This is a genomic window from Azospirillum sp. TSH100 (assembly GCF_004923295.1).
Taxonomy (GTDB): domain Bacteria; phylum Pseudomonadota; class Alphaproteobacteria; order Azospirillales; family Azospirillaceae; genus Azospirillum.
Genome location: NZ_CP039635.1, coordinates 509,462 through 529,048 on the forward strand (window position 1 = coordinate 509,462; position 19,587 = coordinate 529,048).

General features: G+C 66.3%; 18 protein-coding genes and 1 pseudogene. 15 read left to right on the forward strand and 4 right to left on the reverse strand.

Going from position 1 to position 19,587, the window contains the following annotated elements:
* Positions 1–105: 105 nt before the first annotated feature.
* Both fdhF and E6C72_RS14960 read right to left on the reverse strand, forming a co-directional pair.
* The gene (gene fdhF / locus E6C72_RS14955; RefSeq protein WP_109083923.1) at positions 106–2,277 is read right to left on the reverse strand and encodes a formate dehydrogenase subunit alpha; all 2,172 of its coding nucleotides are present in this window, start codon (positions 2,275–2,277) and stop codon (positions 106–108) included.
* Positions 2,278–2,346: 69 nt separating this feature from the next.
* Entirely contained in the window at positions 2,347–2,892 is a 546-nt protein-coding gene (locus E6C72_RS14960; protein WP_109083922.1) for a 4Fe-4S dicluster domain-containing protein, read from the reverse strand.
* Between the two features lie 564 nt (positions 2,893–3,456).
* On the opposite strand from E6C72_RS14960, the gene E6C72_RS14965 reads away from it, so the two are divergent.
* Genes E6C72_RS14965 through E6C72_RS15020 form a run of 12 tightly spaced genes read left to right on the forward strand, consistent with a single transcriptional unit; the run spans position 3,457 to position 15,796 of the window.
* Positions 3,457–4,050, forward strand: coding sequence for a 4Fe-4S dicluster domain-containing protein (locus E6C72_RS14965; protein WP_042694852.1), 594 nt, complete (start codon positions 3,457–3,459; stop codon positions 4,048–4,050).
* Complete coding sequence (gene hyfB, locus E6C72_RS14970; protein ID WP_109083921.1) at positions 4,047–6,074, forward strand: hydrogenase 4 subunit B; 2,028 nt, start codon at positions 4,047–4,049, stop codon at positions 6,072–6,074. Before E6C72_RS14965 ends, hyfB begins: the two co-directional genes overlap by 4 nt.
* Before the next feature lie 12 nt (positions 6,075–6,086).
* Positions 6,087–7,025 carry a respiratory chain complex I subunit 1 family protein gene (locus E6C72_RS14975; protein WP_109083920.1) on the forward strand — a complete coding sequence of 313 codons (939 nt, stop codon included), beginning with the start codon at positions 6,087–6,089 and terminating at the stop codon, positions 7,023–7,025.
* Positions 7,026–7,044: 19 nt separating this feature from the next.
* Positions 7,045–8,508: a hydrogenase 4 subunit D gene (locus E6C72_RS14980; protein ID WP_109083919.1), complete on the forward strand. Its 1,464-nt coding sequence runs from the start codon at positions 7,045–7,047 to the stop codon at positions 8,506–8,508.
* A 14-nt stretch (positions 8,509–8,522) separates the two neighbouring features.
* Positions 8,523–9,176, forward strand: a complete 654-nt coding sequence (gene hyfE / locus E6C72_RS14985) for a hydrogenase 4 membrane subunit (RefSeq protein WP_109083918.1) — start codon at positions 8,523–8,525, stop codon at positions 9,174–9,176.
* Positions 9,173–10,807, forward strand: coding sequence for a hydrogenase 4 subunit F (locus tag E6C72_RS14990; RefSeq protein ID WP_109083917.1), 1,635 nt, complete (start codon positions 9,173–9,175; stop codon positions 10,805–10,807). The genes hyfE and E6C72_RS14990 overlap by 4 nt, the downstream gene beginning before the upstream one ends.
* On the forward strand, positions 10,804–12,519 hold the full coding sequence (locus E6C72_RS14995) for an NADH-quinone oxidoreductase subunit C (protein WP_109083916.1): 1,716 nt from the start codon (positions 10,804–10,806) through the stop codon (positions 12,517–12,519). The genes E6C72_RS14990 and E6C72_RS14995 overlap by 4 nt, the downstream gene beginning before the upstream one ends.
* 12 nt (positions 12,520–12,531) lie before the next feature.
* Positions 12,532–13,122, forward strand: a complete 591-nt coding sequence (locus tag E6C72_RS15000; protein WP_109083915.1) for a formate hydrogenlyase complex iron-sulfur subunit — start codon at positions 12,532–12,534, stop codon at positions 13,120–13,122.
* Positions 13,119–13,922: an NADH-quinone oxidoreductase subunit B family protein gene (locus E6C72_RS15005; protein WP_136700772.1), complete on the forward strand. Its 804-nt coding sequence runs from the start codon at positions 13,119–13,121 to the stop codon at positions 13,920–13,922. The genes E6C72_RS15000 and E6C72_RS15005 overlap by 4 nt, the downstream gene beginning before the upstream one ends.
* Positions 13,919–14,389, forward strand: a complete 471-nt coding sequence (locus E6C72_RS15010) for a formate hydrogenlyase maturation HycH family protein (RefSeq protein WP_109083914.1) — start codon at positions 13,919–13,921, stop codon at positions 14,387–14,389. Before E6C72_RS15005 ends, E6C72_RS15010 begins: the two co-directional genes overlap by 4 nt.
* A complete protein-coding gene (gene hycI, locus E6C72_RS15015; RefSeq protein ID WP_109083913.1) occupies positions 14,386–14,844 on the forward strand; it encodes a hydrogenase maturation peptidase HycI in 459 nt (152 codons plus the stop codon). The genes E6C72_RS15010 and hycI overlap by 4 nt, the downstream gene beginning before the upstream one ends.
* 43 nt (positions 14,845–14,887) lie before the next feature.
* Positions 14,888–15,796 carry a formate/nitrite transporter family protein gene (locus E6C72_RS15020; protein ID WP_109083912.1) on the forward strand — a complete coding sequence of 303 codons (909 nt, stop codon included), beginning with the start codon at positions 14,888–14,890 and terminating at the stop codon, positions 15,794–15,796.
* Positions 15,797–15,870: 74 nt separating this feature from the next.
* Here E6C72_RS15020 and fdhD read toward each other — a convergent pair whose 3' ends face one another.
* Positions 15,871–16,737, reverse strand: a complete 867-nt coding sequence (gene fdhD / locus E6C72_RS15025; RefSeq protein WP_109083911.1) for a formate dehydrogenase accessory sulfurtransferase FdhD — start codon at positions 16,735–16,737, stop codon at positions 15,871–15,873.
* Positions 16,738–17,242: 505 nt separating this feature from the next.
* Between fdhD and hypA the strand changes: the two genes are divergently transcribed.
* From hypA to E6C72_RS15040, 3 genes are read left to right on the forward strand one after another with little or no spacing between them, the layout of a single operon-like run.
* Positions 17,243–17,584: a hydrogenase maturation nickel metallochaperone HypA gene (gene hypA / locus E6C72_RS15030; RefSeq protein WP_109083910.1), complete on the forward strand. Its 342-nt coding sequence runs from the start codon at positions 17,243–17,245 to the stop codon at positions 17,582–17,584.
* Positions 17,585–17,607: 23 nt separating this feature from the next.
* Positions 17,608–17,889 carry a HypC/HybG/HupF family hydrogenase formation chaperone gene (locus E6C72_RS15035; RefSeq protein WP_109083909.1) on the forward strand — a complete coding sequence of 94 codons (282 nt, stop codon included), beginning with the start codon at positions 17,608–17,610 and terminating at the stop codon, positions 17,887–17,889.
* Between the two features lie 43 nt (positions 17,890–17,932).
* Positions 17,933–18,478, forward strand: a complete 546-nt coding sequence (locus E6C72_RS15040) for a HupE/UreJ family protein (protein WP_109083908.1) — start codon at positions 17,933–17,935, stop codon at positions 18,476–18,478.
* Between the two features lie 79 nt (positions 18,479–18,557).
* Here E6C72_RS15040 and E6C72_RS15045 read toward each other — a convergent pair.
* Positions 18,558–19,371, reverse strand: a pseudogene (locus E6C72_RS15045) (IS3 family transposase); the annotation flags it as partial.
* Between the last annotated feature and the right edge of the window lie 216 nt (positions 19,372–19,587).

Sequence of the window (19,587 nt, forward strand, 5' to 3'; positions counted from 1 at the left end):
CATGACAGGGTTAGGGTGAGGGGATCGCACGGCGCCCTTTACCGAGAATCCACGCCACGCATCCTCCTCACCCCTACCCTCTCCCCGGGGGGAGAGGGGGAGACATTACGCGAAGGCCGGGGCCTTCTTCGCCGCACGGGTCACCGCGTTGCTGAGACCGCCCTTCAGCTTCGCGTATTCCTGCTGGACGTAATTCTCGGCCCAGACCTGATCGGCGATCGCCTCGACCCGGACGGCGGCGTATTTGTATTCCGGCGTCTTGGCAATGGGATCAACGGCGTGGATGGTCAGCTCGTTGCAGGCACCGATCCACCACTGGTAGGTCATGTAGACGGCCCCCTTGTTGGTGCGGTCGGTGACGCTGGCGCGGGTGATCACCTTGCCGCGGCGCGACGACACCCAGACCAGCTCCTGGTCACGGATGCCCAGGGCCTTGGCGTCCTTCGGGTTGATGGTGACATAGCCGGGCTCGTCGGCCAGCGTCTGCAGGGCGGCGCAGTTGCCGGTCATCGAGCGGCAGGAGTAATGGCCGACCTCGCGCACCGTGCAGAGGATCAGCGGGAACTCCTCGGTCAGCTGGTCCTGCGGCGGACGCCATTCGGTGGCGAACAGCAGGCCCTTGCCGCCCGGCCGCTGGAAGACGTTGCCCTCATAGAGATACTTGGAGCCGGCCGAGTCGAGGTCGCGGCACGGCCACGGAACGGCACCCAGCCCCTCCATCTTCTCGTAGGTGACGCCGTAGAAGATCGGGCACAACTCGCGCAGCTCGTCCCAGATCTGCTTGGTGTTGTCGTAATGCATGGGATAGCCCATCGCCGTGGCGAGCAGGCTGATGATCTCCCAGTCATGCTTGACGTCGCCCTTGGCATCCACCGCCTTGGTGAAGCGCTGGAAGCTGCGGTCGGCGGCGCTGAACACCCCCTCATGCTCGCCCCAGGAGGTCGCCGGCAGGATCAAATCGGCAAACATCGCCGTCTTCGTCATGAAGATGTCCTGGACGATGACGAACTCCATCGCCTCGAAGCCCTTGCGCACCTGGGTCAGGTCCGGCTCGGTCTGGGCCGGATCCTCGCCCATCACATACATCGCCTTCAGCTTGCCGGTCTCCGCCAGATGCGGCACGTCGGTCAAGCGGTAGCCGATCTCGCCGGGCAGCGAGTCGACACCCCAGACCTTGGCGAACTTCTCGCGGATCTCCGGGTCGGTGACCTTCTGGTAGCCGGGGAATTCGGTCGGCAGGACGCCCATGTCGCAACTGCCCTGCACGTTGTTCTGGCCGCGCACCGGGCCGACGCCGACATTCGGACGGCCGAGATTGCCGGTCAGCAGCGCCAGCCCCGACAGCCCCTTTACCACATCGACGCCCTGGCCCCATTGGGTGACGCCCATGCCCCACAGGATGGTGGCGGAGGGGGCGACGGCATAGATGCGCATCGCCTCGCGGATGTCGTCGGCCGGCAGGCCGGTGATCGCCTCGGCGTATTCGGGGGTGTATTTGTCGACGATCTTCTTGTACTCGTCGAAGCCCTCGGTGTAATTGGCGACATACTCCTTGTTGTAGAGCCCTTCATTGATCAGGACATTGGCGAAGGCGTTGACCAGCGCCATGTTGGAGCCGTTGTTCAGCGGCAGCCACAGATCGGCCAGACGGGCCGTCTCGATCTTGCGCGGATCGCAGACGATGATCTTGGCGCCGCGCTCCTTCGCCCTGATGATGCGCTTGGCGATCACCGGATGACTGTCGGCGACGTTGTAGCCGAAGACCAGGACGCATTTGGTGTGCTCGATCTCGGGGATCGAGTTGCTCATGGCGCCGTTGCCCAGCGTCACCTGCAACCCGGCGACCGAGGGGCCGTGGCAGACGCGCGCGCAATTGTCGACATTGTTGGTGCCGAGAACCGCGCGGGTGAATTTCTGCATCACATAATTGGTCTCGTTGCCGGTGCCGCGCGACGAGCCGGTGGTCATGATCGAGTCGGGGCCGTATTTGGCCTTGATCTCACCCAGCTTGGTCGCGGCGTACCGGATCGCCTCGTCCCACGACACCGCCTCGAACGCGGCGTCGCGCGAGCGGCGCAGCATCGGGTTGCGCAGGCGCGGCGTCAGCAGCTTGGTGTCGTTGATGAAGTCGTAACCGAAATAGCCCTTGAGGCAGAGTTCCCCTTCATTGGTGACGCCGTTGAGGGGCTCGGCACCGACGACCTTCCCGCCCTCGACCAGCAGATTCAGTTTGCAGCCCGTACCGCAGTAGGGGCAGACCGCCATATGCTTTTCCATCTCGACCTCGGTGTTCGCTCGATTGTGCCGGCTGTGCGCCGGCCGCAGTGATGGGGTGGTGACCGTGGATCAGGCCGCGACTTCGGCGGCTTCCAGCGCGGCGCGCTCGCGGCGGCGGCGCAGGGTCTCGTCCATCGCCTCCCGGTCCATCAGGGTCAAGGCGCTGGTCGGGCAGACCGACACGCAGGCCGGGCCGGCGTCGCCACGCTCGATGCACAGGTCGCATTTGTGCGCCTGCGCCTTGACCCCCAGGCTGAGCGTCAGGCCGGCGAATTGCCGGACCGCCGGCACCGTCACCACGTCCATGACGCCGAACGGGCAGGCCAGCACGCAGTTCTTGCAGCCCAGGCAGCGCTCCTGCTCCACCTGCACGCTGTGCTGGCGGTAGACGATGGCGTTGTTCGGGCAGGCGTTGACGCAGGGCGCGTCCTCGCAATGGTGGCACATCACCGCGGTGCTGACGTCGGCCGTCTTCACCATGCGGATGCGCGGCTTGAAGGTTTCCGGCGCCAGTCCTTCGACGCCGGCCCCCTCGGAATGGGCAAGCGCACAGGCGACCTCGCATGTGCGGCAACCGATGCACTTGCTCGGGTTGGCAGTGACGAATCTGTTCATTCCCGTCGTCCTTGTTGGCAGCCGGAGGGGGCCGTCGGACGGCCCCGCCCCGGCATCGCTTCACTGTTCCCTGGCGTTACGCGCCGGTTGGCCGCTGCGGGCACCGGTGGCTTCACGTCCGATTGAAATCGCTTATCGCCCGATCTTTAAAAGTAATCGATGCCGATAAGCTGATCCTATCGAGTATATTCTCTTTCTTATCAGAGTTTCTGGGAAGCCATTCGACAGTCAAAACGATCTCTGGCGCCCGGTCTTTGTGTCGCGCACCTTATACCCACTTTTTTTATGTGTCTAGTTGACATCGCTTCTCCTGGAGGAATAGCGTAGCCAAGTCAACGGCGATCATAAAAAAGACCGCCATTTTGACAAAGATTCGCAACAGCTGGCTCTCCTTCTGCCACACCGCCCGTGACAACAGGCGGCGTGGGGGCGTGCGCGAGCCAATACTGTCTTCTTATTGGACGATCAGTTTTTCTTATTGGGCTTTCCCTGTTACCGGGTTTTGCCAAGAAACTCCTGATCGACCGATTCGACGCACCCGCCCGGGAAGCCGGAGGTCTGGACATGAATCGCTTCGTTATCGCGGAACCGAGAAAATGCATCGGGTGCAACACCTGCATGGCGGCCTGCACCGAGGCACATAAAAAACAGGGGCTGCAGGCGCATCCCCGGCTGACCGTCATGCGGATCGGCGACGACACCGGCCCCGTCCTCTGCCATCAGTGCGAGGACGCGCCCTGTGCCCGCGTCTGTCCGGTCAACGCTATCACCCATGCCGCCGACAGCATCCTGCTGGATGAGCAGGCCTGCATCGGCTGCAAGATGTGCGCGTTGGCCTGCCCCTTCGGCGCCATCACGCCCAGCGGCACTGGCATCGCCGGGGTCGCCGGCATCGCCACCGCAACGCCCAGCCACTCGGCGGCGCTCGATCCGCTGCTGGCCTGGGACATCGGCGTGCGCAGCGTGGCGGTGAAATGCGACCTTTGCGCCTTCTCCGGCGACGGCCCGGCCTGCGTGCGCGTGTGCCCGACCGCCGCCCTTTACGCGGCCGACGCCGATGCCACCCGCCAGGCTGCCGCCGTCAAGCGCACGCTGGCCGCGGCGGCACCGGTCAGTCCTGAAACGCCGCTCGCCTCGCTGGAGGGGCTGGACCCATGATTCCACTCTCCCTGCTCATCATGTCGCTGCTGCTGTCCTGCGGCGGCGCCATCCTCTGCCTCCTCCTGAAGCATCGGGAGGGGGACATCCGTCTTGGCGGCAGCGGCGTCGGCATCGCCGCGGCACTTGCCGGGCTCGGCGCCGGGCTGACGGCCATCGGTGCCGGCCAGCCGGCCGTGCTCGACGCCGCCGGCCCCTACCCCTTCGCCCATTTCGTCCTGCGGCTCGACCCGCTGGCCGGCCTGATGATCGCGGTCATCTCGCTCTTGTCGCTGGTCGCCTGGATCTACGGCTTCGCCTATGTGCGCGAATATGCCGGGCGCGGCGTCGGGGCGATGGGCTTCTTCATGAACGCCTTCATCGCCTCGATGATGCTGGTGGTGGCGGCCGACAACGGCTTCTGGTTCCTCATCTTCTTCGAGATGATGTCGCTGGCCTCCTATTTCCTGGTCATCTTCGACCAGGACGACGAGGCGGTGGGCGCCGGCTTCCTCTATTTCCTGGTCGCCCATGGCGGCTCGGTGCTGATCATGGCCGCCTTCTTCCTGATGGCGAACCAGGCCGGCAGCTTCGATTTCGCCGCCTTCCGCGCCCATCCGCTGCCGGCCCCGCTGGACAGCGTCGCCTTCCTGCTGGCCTTCATCGGCTTCGGCGCCAAGGCCGGCATGATCCCGCTGCACATCTGGCTGCCGCGCGCCCATCCGGCCGCCCCGTCGCACGCCTCGGCGCTGATGTCGGGCGTGATGATCAAGATCGGCGTCTTCGGCATCGTCAAGGTCGGCGTCGACCTGCTGGGCGCCAGCGCAGGGCCGGCGATGCTGGGCTGGGGCCTGCTGGTGCTGGCCTTCGGCGCGGTGTCGTCGGTGCTGGGCGTGGTCTATGCCCTGGCCGAGCACGACATCAAGAAGCTGCTCGCCTACCACTCGGTCGAGAATATCGGCATCATCCTGCTGGGCGTCGGCACCGGCATGATCGGCATGGCGCTGCACCAGCCGGTGCTGGCGGTGCTGGGCCTGATGGCCGGCCTCTATCACCTGCTGAACCATGCGGTGTTCAAGGGCCTGCTGTTCCTCGGCGCCGGCTCCACCATCTTCCGCATGCACACCAAGGACATGGAGGAGATGGGCGGGCTGGCCCGCAACATGCCCTGGACCGCCCTGTCCTTCCTGGTCGGCGCGCTGGCCATCTCGGCGATCCCACCGCTGAACGGCTTCGTGTCGGAATGGTACACCTATCAGGCGCTGTTCGCCGCGGCGTTGGACGGCACCCCGCTGGTGAAGTTCGCCGCCCCGATCGCCGCCGTCATGCTGGCGCTGACCGGCGCGCTGGCGGTGATGTGCTTCGTCAAGGCCTACGGCATCATGTTCGCAGGCGCACCGCGCAGCCATCATGCCGAGGAGGCGCGCGAGGCGCCGGCCGCGATGGTCGCCGGCATGGTGGTGCTGGCCGTCGCCTGCGTGGCACTCGGCCTGCTGGCGCCGCTGGTGGCGCCGGTGATGGGCCGCATCGCGGCGGCGACCATCGGCACCGCTCCGGTCACGCTGGCGGTCGGCGCCACCCTGCTGCCGGGCGACGCCCGGCAGGCGACGCTCTCCACCCCGCTGATCGCCATCCTGCTGATCGCCATGGCGTTCCTGCCGATCGGGTTGAAGGCGGCCTTCGCCGCCAAGCGCGGGGGCGACCGCAAGGTGGCGGCCCCCTGGGCGGCCGGCTATCTGCCGGACCATCACATGTCCGCCAGCGCCGGCGGCTTCGCCCAGCCGATCCGCATGTTCTTCGCCCCGCTCTACGGCATGCGCCAGGCGATCGCCGGGCGCTGGACCGGCATCGCCCACGGCTTCGAGCGGGTGGTCACGCTGGCACGGCGCACCGAACCGCTGGCCGACCGCAGCGTCATCGCCCCGATCACCGGTGCGGTCGATGCAAGCGGCAAGTGGCTGCAAGTCATCCAGGCCGGCGATTTCCGCATCTACTGCCTCTACATCGTCGCGGCGCTGATCGTGCTGCTGGCGCTGGCCGTCTGACGGGAGGACGCCATGCTGACCCTCTCACATCTCATCCTGGGACTGTTCCAGGCGCTCCTCCTGCTCGCGGCGGCACCGCTGGTTTCCGGCCTGTCGCGCATGGTCCGGGCGAAGCTGCACACCCGCCACGGGCCGGGCCTGCTGCAAGACTATCGCGACATCGCCAAGCTGCTGACCCGCCAGGATCTGGCCCCGCCGAACGGCGGCTTCGCCTTCCGATCGATGCCGGCGGTGATGCTGACGACGGTGCTGGTCATCGCCATGGGCATCCCGATGCTGACCCGCTTCACGCCGGTGGCGCCGATCGGCGACCTGATCACGGTCATCTATCTGTTTGCGCTCGCCCGCTTCTTCTTCTCGCTGTCCGGCATCGACAGCGGCAGCTCCTTCTCCGGCATCGGCGGGAGCCGCGAGCTGACCATGGGCGTGCTGGTGGAGCCGGTGATGCTGCTGTCGCTGTTCGTCGCCGCCCTGCTGGCCGGCTCGACCAACCTCGGCGCCATCGGCAGCGCCATCGCCGACGGCCATGTGCGGTCGGCGACCGCGACGGTGATCGCCGCCCTGTCCTTCGCCTATGCCATCTACATCGAACTGGGCAAGCTGCCCTACGACATGGCGGAAGCCGAACAGGAGCTTCAGGAAGGCCCGCTGACCGAATATTCCGGCCCGTCGCTGGCGCTGATCAAATGGGCGATGGCGCTGAAGCAGACGGTCGTCGTCGCCTGGTTCGTCGGCGTCTTCCTGCCCTTCGGCAGCGCGACCGGGATGACATTCTTCGGGCTGCTGTTCGGGTTGATCGCCTTCGCCATCAAGCTGGTCCTGATCTTCGCCGCCGTCGGCGTGGTCGAAAACAGCGTCGCGCGCGTCCGCTTCCGCCTGACCCCCCAGCACAGCTGGATCGGGGTCGGCGCCGCCTCGCTCGCCTTCGTCTTCTATCTGGTCGGCCTGTGAGCCGGCGAGGGGCAGCATCATGATAACACTCCCCACGGAACCGCTCGGGCTGTTGGCGCTGGCCGCCATCCTCGTCCCCTTCGGCGGCGCGGCGGCCATCGCGGCATCGGAACGGGCATCGGCCAAATGGCTGTGCCAGGGCTTCGCCGCCGCCACCGTCGCGGTGATCGCCATCCTCGTCCTGTCGCTGCTCGGCGACGGCAAGGTCGGCGGCACCTATGAACTGATCTCCTTCGGATCGGTCTCGATCCTCGGGCTGGTGGTGGACAGCGTCAGCGTGCTGATCGCGCTGGCGGTGATCGCCATCGGCCTCTTGGTGGCGGTCTATTCCGCCGCCTACCTGAACGCCGGCAACCGCGAGCATCCCGACATCGGCCGGCGGCGCTACTACGCCTTCCTGCTGGTGTTCATCGGTGCCATGACCGGCCTGGTCTTCAGCTCCACCGTGGTCGGCCAGCTCGCCTTCTTCGAGCTGACGGGCGCCTGCTCCTGGGCCCTGATCGGCTATTACGAATCGCCCAAGGCGCTGCGCTCGGCGGCCAAGGCGCTGCTGGTCACCCATGTCGCCTCGCTTGGCCTTTATGTCGCGGCGGCGCTGCTGTTCCTGTCGACCGGCACCTTCGCGCTGACCGCCATCGCCGATCTGGCGCCGGGGATGAAGGCGGCGGTGCTGCTGGCGATCCTGGTCGCCGCCTGGGGCAAGTCGGCCCAGCTGCCCTTCCACATGTGGCTGCCCGACGCCATGGAGGCCCCGACCCCGGTCAGCGCCTACCTGCATGCGGCGTCGATGGTGAAGGTCGGCGTCTACATCTTCGCCCGCGGGCTGATGTCGGCCGGCGGCGCGCCGGAGATCGTCGGCTGGGTCGGCTCAATCATGGCGGTTCTGACGCTGGTCTACGGCTTCTTCATGTATCTGCCGCAGGTCGACCTGAAGCGCCTGCTCGCCTATTCGACCATCACGCAGCTGGCCTACATCCTGCTGGCGCTGTCGCTGTCGGTCTTCGGCTCCGACCTCGCCTTCAAGGGCGCCATCGCCCACATCTTCAACCACGCCTTCGCCAAGACGCTGTTCTTCCTGGTCGCCGGTGCGCTGAGCTACACCGCCGGCACCCGGCTGCTGCCGTCGCTGCGCGGCATCGTCACCAAATCGCCGCTGCTGGGCGTCGCCTTCGTCTGCGCCGCCCTGGCGATCACCGGCGTGCCGCCCTTCAACGGCTTCTTCAGCAAGTTCGCCATCTTCGCCGGCGGGTTCGAGGTCGGGGCGCATCACTGGGCGCTGATGCTGCTGGTCGTCATCGCGCTGGCGGAATCGGTCGGCTCCTTCGCCTGGTTCCTGAAATGGCTGGGCCATTCGGTGCCCGGCAAGCCGTCCACCACCATGGCCGCGGCAGCACCCCTGCCGGCCGGCATGAAATTCGTGCTGGTGGCCCTGGTGGCGATGACGGTGGTCTCAAGCTCCATCGCCGCCTCGTGGCTCGGTTGAGGGAGGGAACGGTCATGAACGGATTTCTCATCGTCAACGGCCTGTCGGGCCTGCTGATCGTCAGCTCCCTTCTGGTCACGCTCGCCGGCAATCCGGCCAACTCCGCCCGCTTCTACGCGCTGCAAAGCTTCATCCTGGTGATGCTGTTCGTGGCGCTGGCCGGGGCCACCGGGTCGGGCGAGCTGTATCTCTGGTCCTTCACCGCGCTGCTGACCAAGGTGATCCTGGTCCCGGCCATCATGTACCGCGCCTTTCGCCGGCTGAGCGATCCCGCCATCGGCACCGGTGCGGTGATGCCGACGGCGCTGTCCATCGTCGGTGCGGCGGTCGCCCTCATCCTCTGCTTCGTCGTGGCGTCCAAGGTGATGCTGCCGGCGGCCGACGCCATCAAGCCGGCGCTGGCGGTGTCGCTCGCCCTGTTCTTCATCGGCCTCGCCTGCATCGTGGCGCAGCGGAACATCCTGAAGCAGGTGTTCGGTTATTGCCTGATGGAGAACGGGTCGCACCTGACCCTGGCCCTGCTGGCCCCCAACGCGCCGGAGCTGGTGGAGATCGGCATCGCCACCGACGCCATCTTCGCGGTGGTGGTGATGGCGGCGCTGGGATCGCGGATCTTCGACACGCTGCACACGCTCGACGCGCGCCAGCTCACGAGCCTGAAGGGATGACCGCCATGGTACCCTCGATCCTTCCCCCACTTCTGCTGATCGGTCCGCTGGCGGTGGCGCTGTTCCTGCTGACCCTGCCCTGGTTCCGGGACTCCCTGCCCGAAGCCTTCGCGACCGACAAGGGCAGCGTGACGCTGCTGGAGCGCATCCATCTGGGCTCCATCGGCTATGTCTTCCTGCTGAGCATCGCGGCGCTGATCCAGGTGCTGTCGAGCGGAGCCATCTCCGCCTTCGGCGACTGGCTGTTCGTCGACGCGCTCGGCGCCGTCTTCATGATGCTGATCGGCGTGGTCGGCTTGATGACCGGCCTCTATTCCATCGCCTACATCCGCCATGACCTCGAAGCCGGCGTGATCGACGCCAGCAAGGTCCGCATCTATTACGGCTTCTTCAGCCTGTTCCTGTTCACCATGCTGCTGGCGGTCACCGCCAACAACATCATCATGATGTGGGCGGCGATCGAGGCGACGACGCTGGGATCCGCCTTCCTGGTCGGGCTGTACGGGCAGAAATCCTCGCTGGAAGCGGCCTGGAAATACGTCATCATCTGCACGGTCGGCGTCGCCTTCGGCCTCTACGGCACGGTGCTGGTCTTCTCCAACGCCGCCGACGTTCTGGCCGACCCGCATCAGGCGGTGCTATGGACGGCCCTGGTCGGCCATGCCGCCGAGCTGGACCCGATGCTGGTCAAGCTGGCCTTCGTCTTCGCCCTGATCGGCTTCGGCACCAAGGCCGGCATCTTCCCGATGCATGCCTGGCTGCCCGACGCCCACTCCGAGGCGCCGAGCCCGGTGTCGGGCCTGCTGTCGGGCGTGCTGCTGAAATGCGCGCTGCTGATCGTCATCCGCTTCTACGTCATCACCGTCGGCACGGTCGGCACCGGCTTCCCGCAGATGCTGCTGCTGACGCTGGGCCTGCTGTCGGTCGGCGTCTCGTCGCTGCTGTTCTTCGTGCAGCAGGATCTGAAGCGCAAGCTGGCCTATTCTAGCATCGAGAATGTCGGGCTGATCGTCGTGGCGCTCGGCGTCGGCGGGCCGCTCGGCATCGCCGCCGCCCTGCTGCACGCCATCAACCACAGCGTCACCAAGGCCCTGTTCTTCTGCAGCGCCGGCAACGTCCTGATGAAATACGGCACCCGCGACCTGCGGGCGGTGAAGGGCGTGCTGCGGGTGGCGCCCGCCACCGGCCTGCTGATGATGGGCTGCGCCCTGGCGCTGGCCGGCTTCCCGCCCTTCAACATCTTCGTCAGCGAATTCATGGTCTTCATGGCCGGGCTGAACGAAGGCTATGGCTGGATCATGGCGCTGTGCGCGCTGTTCCTCTGCATCACCATCGCCGGTCTGGTGAAGATCGTCGCCGACAGCGTGCTGGGCAAGAGCCCGGAGACGATGGCCAAGGGTGACGTGGGCTGGAAGGCGCTCGCCCCGCTCGGCGTGCTGGCGGTGCTGGTGCTGACGCTGGGCTTCGCCGTGCCGCAGCCGCTGTCCACTCTGGTGCAGCAGGCGACGACAGTGGTGATGAACGGCGACAGCCGCCCGGTGGTGGCCGCCCCCTGGCAACAATACGACACGGTCCGCGCTGACGGTTCTTTGGTGACCGGCAGCCTCTCGCAGACGGAGATTTCAAAATGAACCTCATCACTCCGGACCGGGTCGGGAGCGGCTACATCGCCTCCCTGCGCGAGAGCCTGCCCCATGCGATCATTGACGAATCCTGGCAGACCGAGTCCCAGGTCACCATCACGGTCAAGCCGGTCTCGCTGCCCGACGTCGTCGCCAGCCTCTATTACGACCACAATGGCTGGCTGTCGGTGGTGGTCGGCAACGACGAACGGCCGCTGAACGGCGGCTACGCCGTCTATTACGTCCTGTCGATGGAGGGCGGCGACAAGTGCCATGTGGTGGTGCGCTGCGAGGTGCCGGCCGACACGCTGGAATACCCGTCCGTCACCCCCAGGGTGCCCGCCTGCGTCTGGGGCGAGCGCGAGGCGCGCGACATGTTCGGCCTGCGCCCGGTCGGGCTGCCGGACGAACGCCGCCTCGTCCTGCCCGACGACTGGCCCGACGAGCTGTATCCGCTGCGCAAGGACTCGATGGACTACCGGCTGCGCCCGGCGCCGACCAGCGACGACGAGACCTACCAGTTCATCAACGAGGCCAAGCAGGAGACCCGCGTCGTCCCGCTGGGGCCGCTGCACATCACGTCGGACGAGCCCGGCCATTTCCGCCTGTTCGTCGACGGCGAGGACATCATCGACGCCGATTACCGCATGTTCTACGTCCACCGCGGCATGGAGAAGGTGGCCGAGACGCGGATGGGCTACAATGACGTCACCTTCCTGGCCGACCGTGTCTGCGGCATCTGCGGCTACGCCCACAGCGTCGCCTATGCCAGTTCGGTGGAGAATGCGCTGGGCATCAAGGTGCCGCCGCGGGCCCAGGCCATCCGCTCCATCCTGCTGGAGACGGAACGGATGCACAGCCATCTGCTGAACCTCGGCCTCGTCTGCCATTTCATCGGCTTCGACACCGGCTTCATGCAGTTCTTCCGCGTGCGCGAGAAGGCGATGACTCTGGCCGAACTGCTGACCGGCGCGCGCAAGACCTACGCGCTGAACCTGATCGGCGGCGTGCGCCGCGACATCCTGGGCGACCAGCAGGCCAAGACCCGCGAACTGGTCGCCGAGCTGCGCGACGACGTGACCCGGCTGGTCGACGTGCTGCTGTCCACCGCCAACGTCAGCGGCCGCGTCAAGGGCGTCGGCCGGCTCGACCCGCAGATCGCCCGCGACTACAGCCCGGTCGGGCCGGTGGTGCGCGGCAGCGGCCACCGCCGCGACACCCGCGCCGACCATGCCTTCGCCGGCTACAGGCTGCTCGACATGCCGGTCCATGTCGAACAGGGCTGCGACGTGCTGTCCCGCACGCTGGTGCGGGTGGCGGAGTTCTTCGACAGCCTGTGGATCATCGAGAAGCTGCTGGACAACGCCCCGGCCGGCCCGGTGCTGACCGAGGATTTCACCTATGTCCCGCACAAGTTCGCTCTGGGCTTCACCGAGGCGCCGCGTGGCGAGGACATCCACTGGTCGATGACCGGCGACAACCAGAAGCTCTACCGCTGGCGCTGCCGCGCCTCGACCTACAACAACTGGCCGGTGCTGCGCTACATGCTGCGCGGCAATACGGTGTCGGACGCCCCGCTGATCGTGGGCAGCATCGACCCCTGCTATTCCTGCACCGACCGCGTGACCGTGGTGGACGTCCGCAAGAAGCGCTCCAAGACCATCGCCTACAAGGAGATGGAGCGCTACTGCCGCGAACGCACGGATTCACCGCTGAAGTGACGGGGGCCAGAGATGCTCAAGCTACTCAAGGAAATCTTCCGCACGGGCGAGGCGACGGTCAAATACCCCTTCGCCCCGATGCCGGTCTGCAAGGACTTCCGCGGCAAGCCGGAACACAAGGCGGAGGACTGCATCGCCTGCGCGGCCTGCACCGTCGCCTGTCCGGCCAACGCCATCCAGATGGAGACCGACACCACCGCCGGCAGCCGCACCTGGTCGATCAATTACGGGCGCTGCGTCTTCTGTGGCCGCTGCGAGGAATCCTGCCCGACCGGCGCCATCCGCCTGTCCGACGATTTCGAGCTGGCGGTCGGCAGCAAGGCCGACCTGACGCGCAAGGCCGTCTTCACGCTGGCCGACTGCGCCTGCTGCGGCAAGCCCTTCGCCCCGGCCAAGGAGGTCGATTACGTCGCCCGCCTGCTGAGCCAGTCGGCCCGCAGCGCCGAGGAGGCGGACCGGCTGCGGCTGACCGCCGCGACCTGCCCGGCCTGCAAGCGCGCCCAGGATGTCCACCACATCGCCGGCATGGGCATCGCCCGGCAGATGGAAGCCGGCCTCTCGAAAACCGGAAAGCCGGCCAAGGAACTGGAGACCACGCCATGAACGTCCCCGTAGACCCCAAGACCCTGGTGGCGGAGATGTCGCCGGTCTCCACCAGCGAACAGATCGCGACGATGAAGAAGGCGCTGCTGAAGAACATCCAGCGCTCCGCCTACGTCTATCGCGTCGATTGCGGCGGCTGCAACGGCTGCGAGATCGAGATCTTCTCGTCCATCACCCCGGTATTCGACGCCGAGCGCTTCGGCATCAAGGTGGTGGCCTCGCCCCGCCATGCCGACATCCTGCTGTTCACCGGGGCGGTGACCCGTTCCATGCGGATGCCGGCGCTGCGCGCCTACGAGGCGGCCCCCGACCCGAAGATCGTCGTCTCCTACGGCGCCTGCGGCTGCACCGGCGGCATCTTCCATGACCTCTACTGCGTCTGGGGCGGCACCGACAACATCGTGCCGGTGGATGTCTACATCCCCGGCTGCCCGCCGACGCCGGCCGCGACCATCCACGGCTTCGCCGTGGCGCTGGGCCTGCTGGAGCAGAAGCTGAAGGCCGAGACCCATGTCGAGGCCGCCGGCGAGACCGCCGCCCTGCCCCATCCCGACATCCCCTATGCCTTGCGGGTCCGGCTGGAACGCGAGGCGCGGCGGATGGCCGGCTACCGCCAGGGCCGCGACATCGCCGAGGAGTTCATGGCCCTGCTGGAGGGGCACGCGCACACGCCGGGATCCTTCACCCTGTCCGAACGGATGCTGGAGGCCATCGGCGAGGAGCGCGATCCGCGCCGCGCCGAGATCATCGGCCGGCTGGCCGAGGTGGTGCAGCAGGCCATCCGGGGAGAGACGCCATGAACAGCCTCGCACAGGCCGCCGATCCCGGCTCCATCCCCGGCCTGCGCGCCGGCCGGGGTGCCGCACCGGAGGTGATGTTTTACCAGCTGAACGCCAAGGTGCTGGAGCGCAAGGAGGATATTCCGGAGGATGCCCGGCAGGTGGTCTATTATTCGCTGGCCATCGGGCACCACATCGGCGTGTTCGACTGCTTCAAGCCGGCCTTCCGCTGCACCACCGCGGTGTTCGACCGCGTTCTCGACACGCTGAAGGACAATGAGGAGGCGCACCGCAAGCTGTCGGGCCTGCTGCGCTTCGGCGAGATCACGGTGGACAGCACCCACATCCGGCCGCTGATGACGGCCATCGACGCGGCGCTGCCCACCGCCCCGCCCGACGTGGCGGCCTGGCTCGACCGGCTGCGCACCGCACTGGACGCCATCCGGCGCGAGCCCGCGATCTATCTGATGGGGAGACGGCTGTCATGACCGATGTCGTATTCACGGTTGGGAACGTCCTGCGCGGCGACGACGGCGCCGGCCCGCTGCTGGCCCAGCTGCTCGACGAGCAGCCGGCCCCCGGCTGGACCGTGGTGGATGGCGAGGATGTCCCGGAAAACCACACCCACCACATCCGCTCGCTGGCGCCGCATCGGGTGCTGATCGTCGATGCCGCCGACATGGAGCTGCCGCCGGGCGAAGTCCGCCTGATCGAGCAGGACAGCGTCGCCGAGCAGTTCATGGTCACCACCCACGCCATCCCGCTGAATTTCCTGATCGACAGCCTGCGGGAAACCGTGCCGGAGATCCTGTTCCTCGGCATCCAGCCGCAGGACACCAGCTTCTTTGCGCCGGTCACCACGACCGTCCGCAGCTCCGTGGAGGCCGTGCATGCTCAGCTGGTCCGCGGCGAAGGTTTCGATGCCTACAAAACGGTGGGCTGATGCAAGTATCGAGGCAACTCAAGACAAGTGGAGGAATTTCGCCATGACGGATCCTGCATCGAAAGACACGCCGGTTCTCGGCATGGACGCCTATTCGCCCGCCGAGATTCAGGACAAGGTAGAAAAGCTGGGGGTGAAGAAGGCGACCATGCCCTTCCTGCCCAGCTTCATGCTGGCGGTGGTCGCCGGTGGCGGCATCGGGTTGGGCGGCATGTTCTTCGTCATCGTGCTGGCCGATCCGGCGCTGAGCTTTGCCATCCAGCGACTGCTGGGCGGGCTGGTCTTCTCGCTCGGCCTGTCGCTGGTCATGGTCGGCGGGGCGGAGCTGTTCACCGGCAACTGCCTGATCGTGATGGCGCGGGCCAACGGCCAGATCAGCACGGCACAGGTGCTGCGCAACTGGGCGACGATCTGGATCGGCAACGCCGTCGGGGCGATGGGCCTCGTCTTCCTGATCTATATGTCGCACCACACCGAGATGAACAACGGCGCGGTCGGCGGCGCCGTCCTGAAGCTCGCCATCGGCAAGATCGCGCCCGACGCGGTGACGATCTTCTTCAAGGGCATCCTGTGCAACCTGCTGGTCTGCCTCGCCGTCTGGCTCGCCTATGCCGGCCGCACGGTGACCGACAAGATCGTGGCGCTGACCCTGCCGGTCGCCGCCTTCGTCGCCGCCGGGTTCGAGCACTGCATCGCCAACCTGTATTTCCTGCCGCTGGCCTATCTGCTGAAGGTGACGGGCCATGTGCCGGCCGGGCTGGACGTGTCGGCGATCACGGCGGGCGGCATCCTGCACAACCTGCTGTTCGCCACGCTCGGCAACATCGTCGGCGGTTCGGTGTTCGTCGGCGGCATCTATTGGCTGATCTACCGCAAGGGGCTGGGCGGCCTGACCCCGCTGCCGTCGCGCAAGCCGCTGTCCTCGATGGGGCAGCCGGCGGCGACGCATTGATGGCGACCCGCTGAATCACAAAGCCCGCGGGCCGGCGACGAACCGGCGCGCGGGCTTTGTCTTTCAGGCCTGAGTCAATCGGGCATCGCGACCCGCGACGGCACCGCATAGACGGTGAAGCGGCCGTCGCGCACGTAGGCGACCACCCCCACCCCAACCGTCCCGGCGAAGCCGACGGACAGCGAGGTCGGGGCGGAAATGGCGGCGATCAGCGGGATGCCGGCGGCGGCGGTCTTGTGGACCATCTCGAAGGAACAGCGGCTCGACACCACGACGAAGCCGACCGTCGGATCGGTTCCGGCACGGGCCAGCGCGCCGATCAGCTTGTCCAGCGCATTGTGGCGCCCGACATCCTCACGCACCGCCACCAGTTCGCCGTCGGGCATGGCGAAGCCGGCGGCATGGACGGCGCCGGTCTGCCGGTTCAGGGTCTGTCCGGATGGCAAGGCCGCCATGGCACGGCGGATCGCGTCGGGCGCGATGCGGGCGGTGGAGGTGACGGGATCGAGCGGCCGCAGCGTCTCCGCGAAGCTGTCGGTGCCGCAGCGGCCGCAGCCGGACCCGCCCATCAGGTTGCGCTTGCGCCGCAGCAGGGCGGCGAGCCGCTCCACCGGCAACTGCATGCGGATGCGGACACCGTCCGCCAGTTCGTCGATTGCGGTGACCGACAGCTCTTCGGCGCTGCCGACGATCCCTTCGCTGAGGGAAAAGCCGGTGGCGAAATCCTCCAGGTCGGTCGGCGTCGCCAGCATGACGGCGAAGAGATCGTCGGCATAGACCAGCCCGACCGGCGCCTCGTCGACGATCATTTCCTCCCGGCTGTCGATGCCCGATCCGGTGCAGACGGTCGCCGGCACCAGCCGGGCCCCGCCACGGCCCAGGGATCGGCCCAGGGAAAGCGGAGTCGGAAGCGGGGCCGTACAGGCGGTTGCATGGTCCATGATGTGGCCGAAACCCTGGCTGTGGCGACATTTGCGGACGGAAAGGCGCGGACGCCGCCCGGGCGGTCCGTCATGGCGTACCGCCGGTGCTGCCTGTTCTGAAGCATGGATCACGGCGGCAAGGTCAGGCAGGCGCCCGCTGACCGACTCTGCGCCAACGAATTACGGAAAGACATGCGACATTCCAGCCCATCAAGAAATAATCTGAGAGTTTACAAAGATAATATCTGATTATCGGTTCATAGAAATGAATTATCGTCATGCATCTCTAAGTCATTGCCATGTATATTCCATCCTTTTATGTTTGCGCCACCCCCGAGGCAGTGATATTTATTGAAGCCGATCTAAACAGTCCACCGACTGATCGGCATGTCATCGGACTGCCATATCCGCATTCCCGGCGATCACGCGCCAAGCGCCCGATTGATCCGACGGGACGTTGTTCACGCAGGTCCCAACAGGGCCATTGGCCCGCGACTGCCGGCTCCCAGAGCGGAGAAGGACAATGCATGAGCTGTCACTGTGCGAACGGTTGCTGGAATTGCTGCAGGAGGAGTCGCAACGGCACGCCTTCCGTCGGGTCACGCGGATCAAGATGGCGGTGGGTCGGTTTGCTTGTGTCGATCCGGAGGCTCTTCGCTTCGCCTTCGACGTGATCAGGCGCGATACACTGGCCGACGGAGCGATGGTAGACATCGACCAGCCGCCCGGCTTGGTCTGGTGTGAGGATTGCGCCTGCGAAAGGGAGGTCCCGACGCGGCTCGCTCCTTGCCCAGCCTGCGGCAGCCTCCGCCTGTCCCCTCGCGGTGGGGACGAGTTAACGCTGGTCGAACTGGAAGTGGCGTGACCGCCGCAATAAGGAGCCCTGCCATGTGCCTTGGAGTGCCGGCCAGGATCATCACTATCGCCGATGCCGGACGGATGCTCGCCGTTGCCGAGATCCTGGGCGAAAGTCGGGAGGTCAACCTTTCCTGCATCGCCGAACCGGGCAGCCCCCTTTCCAACGAGATCGGGCAGTGGGTCCTGGTCCATATGGGCTTCGCACTTTCCCGCGTCGAGGAAGCCGACGCACAGGTCACCCTCGACCTGCTTCGCCAAGTCGACGAGGCGGAGGCCGGGAGAGGGCACCTGAAAGCCTCTCTGCTCGCCTAACCGGGGCGACACGGCCGGCCAAACCCCTGAGGAGATCATTCAGATGAACAGGTTCCTATCCGCCGGCCTTGCCGGAATTCTCACGGCGACGCTGGCTCTGCCAGTCGCTGCCCATCCTGGCCATGCCGGGGACGCGATGTTCCTGCAGGGACTCCTCCACCCGCTGACTGGAATCGACCATCTGTTGACGATGCTGGCGGTCGGCGTTTGGGCGGCACAGAATGGCGGCCGTGCGATCTGGCTGCTGCCGACGGCTTTCATCGCTATGCTGTCCAGCGGTGCTGTGCTCGGCATGGCCGGGATCGAGTTGCCGGCCGTCGAGGCCGGGACTGCCGCCTCGATTGTCGTTCTCGGGCTACTGGTTCTGCTGAACAAGCGCGTGCCGGTGGCTGCTGCCACGATCCTGGTCGGAGCTTTTGCCGTCCTGCATGGGCATGCGCACGGCACGGAGATGCCGCAGACAGCAGACCCGCTTTTTTATGGCCTGGGCTTCGTTCTATCCACCGTGATGCTACACGGTATCGGGATCGCCATCGGCTTGGCTCGCCTTATCCCCTTTCGGCCGCACGCATTCCGTATGTTTCGGTGACTGCAGTCGACGGCACTATCAAGTCGCTGCCGCTGGAACGGTTCAGTCCGCCGGTCGAGCATGAATCCGCGGATCGTAGCTCGGCCTGTTCGGGCGTGATGTAGCCGATGGCCGAGTGGGTGCGCTGGCGATTGTAGTAGGTTTCGATGTAGGCGAACACCTCCCGGCGGGTCTGGTCGCGGGTTTCGAACCGAGTACGGTGGACCAACTCGACCTTGAGGGTGTGGAAGAAGCTCTCCATGGGAGCATTATCATAGCAGCAGCCCTTGCGCGACATGGATTGCCGCATGCAGGCCGCCTGCAGCAGGTCGCGGTAGTCCCGGGAGGCATACTGACTTCCTTGATCGGAATGCTGGATGAGGCCTACGGCTGGCCTTTGGCGCTGGATGGCCATGACCAGGGCCGAAGTGGCGAGTTCGGCGCGCATATGGTCGCGCATCGCCCATCCAACGATCTCTTCCGGGTCGCCAAGTCGAGGATAGCCGCCAGATACAGCCAAACTTCGCCGGTGGGAAGATAGGTGATGTCGGCAAGCCAGACCCGGTTGGGCTGGGCCACCCGGAAGGCTTGGCACAGCAGATCGGGAGCAACCGGCAGGCCATGGCGGCTGCCGGTCGTGACGGGCCGGAACCGGCGTGCGGCCACGCCCCGGATACCGTCCCGGCGCATCAGATGCGCCACTCGGCCCCGGCTGGCGGTGCCGCTCTCTGCACGAAGGGCGGCATGCACGCGCGGGCTGCCATAGCAACCATGGCGATGACCATGGATGCGTCGGACCTCGGCCAGAAGCTGCCGGTTGTGGCAGCAGCCCGACTACTTTCCGGACGCCTACGCCAAGCGTAGTAACCACTGGCGGACACCCCGAGCACCATGCACATGAGCCGGGCCGGGAACTCGTCCGTGAACGACCGCCTCGTCTTCATCATCAGACACCTTCCCGCTCCACGCGGAGCTTAGCTGAGGTGTCCACTGAACCGGGGACGAAGATCGGAAGAGATGCGACGGACCAAATCATACCGTCCACCTAGTACGCGAAGAAAGCGGTTCTTGGCGTTCGCAGCCATGGACACACAACCTTTCGTCATGTCCAGAGCGGCAGCGCCCAAGGC

Excerpts from the sequence above, each read along its gene's own strand:
- fdhF (WP_109083923.1), bottom strand. The coding sequence starts at position 2,277 with ATGGAAAAGCATATGGCGGTCTGCCCCTACTGCGGTACGGGCTGCAAA.
- E6C72_RS14960 (WP_109083922.1), bottom strand. The coding sequence starts at position 2,892 with ATGAACAGATTCGTCACTGCCAACCCGAGCAAGTGCATCGGTTGCCGC.
- E6C72_RS14965 (WP_042694852.1), top strand. The coding sequence starts at position 3,457 with ATGAATCGCTTCGTTATCGCGGAACCGAGAAAATGCATCGGGTGCAAC.
- hyfB (WP_109083921.1), top strand. The coding sequence starts at position 4,047 with ATGATTCCACTCTCCCTGCTCATCATGTCGCTGCTGCTGTCCTGCGGC.
- E6C72_RS14975 (WP_109083920.1), top strand. The coding sequence starts at position 6,087 with ATGCTGACCCTCTCACATCTCATCCTGGGACTGTTCCAGGCGCTCCTC.
- E6C72_RS14980 (WP_109083919.1), top strand. The coding sequence starts at position 7,045 with ATGATAACACTCCCCACGGAACCGCTCGGGCTGTTGGCGCTGGCCGCC.
- hyfE (WP_109083918.1), top strand. The coding sequence starts at position 8,523 with ATGAACGGATTTCTCATCGTCAACGGCCTGTCGGGCCTGCTGATCGTC.
- E6C72_RS14990 (WP_109083917.1), top strand. The coding sequence starts at position 9,173 with ATGACCGCCATGGTACCCTCGATCCTTCCCCCACTTCTGCTGATCGGT.
- E6C72_RS14995 (WP_109083916.1), top strand. The coding sequence starts at position 10,804 with ATGAACCTCATCACTCCGGACCGGGTCGGGAGCGGCTACATCGCCTCC.
- E6C72_RS15000 (WP_109083915.1), top strand. The coding sequence starts at position 12,532 with ATGCTCAAGCTACTCAAGGAAATCTTCCGCACGGGCGAGGCGACGGTC.
- E6C72_RS15005 (WP_136700772.1), top strand. The coding sequence starts at position 13,119 with ATGAACGTCCCCGTAGACCCCAAGACCCTGGTGGCGGAGATGTCGCCG.
- E6C72_RS15010 (WP_109083914.1), top strand. The coding sequence starts at position 13,919 with ATGAACAGCCTCGCACAGGCCGCCGATCCCGGCTCCATCCCCGGCCTG.
- hycI (WP_109083913.1), top strand. The coding sequence starts at position 14,386 with ATGACCGATGTCGTATTCACGGTTGGGAACGTCCTGCGCGGCGACGAC.
- E6C72_RS15020 (WP_109083912.1), top strand. The coding sequence starts at position 14,888 with ATGACGGATCCTGCATCGAAAGACACGCCGGTTCTCGGCATGGACGCC.
- fdhD (WP_109083911.1), bottom strand. The coding sequence starts at position 16,737 with ATGGACCATGCAACCGCCTGTACGGCCCCGCTTCCGACTCCGCTTTCC.
- hypA (WP_109083910.1), top strand. The coding sequence starts at position 17,243 with ATGCATGAGCTGTCACTGTGCGAACGGTTGCTGGAATTGCTGCAGGAG.
- E6C72_RS15035 (WP_109083909.1), top strand. The coding sequence starts at position 17,608 with ATGTGCCTTGGAGTGCCGGCCAGGATCATCACTATCGCCGATGCCGGA.
- E6C72_RS15040 (WP_109083908.1), top strand. The coding sequence starts at position 17,933 with ATGAACAGGTTCCTATCCGCCGGCCTTGCCGGAATTCTCACGGCGACG.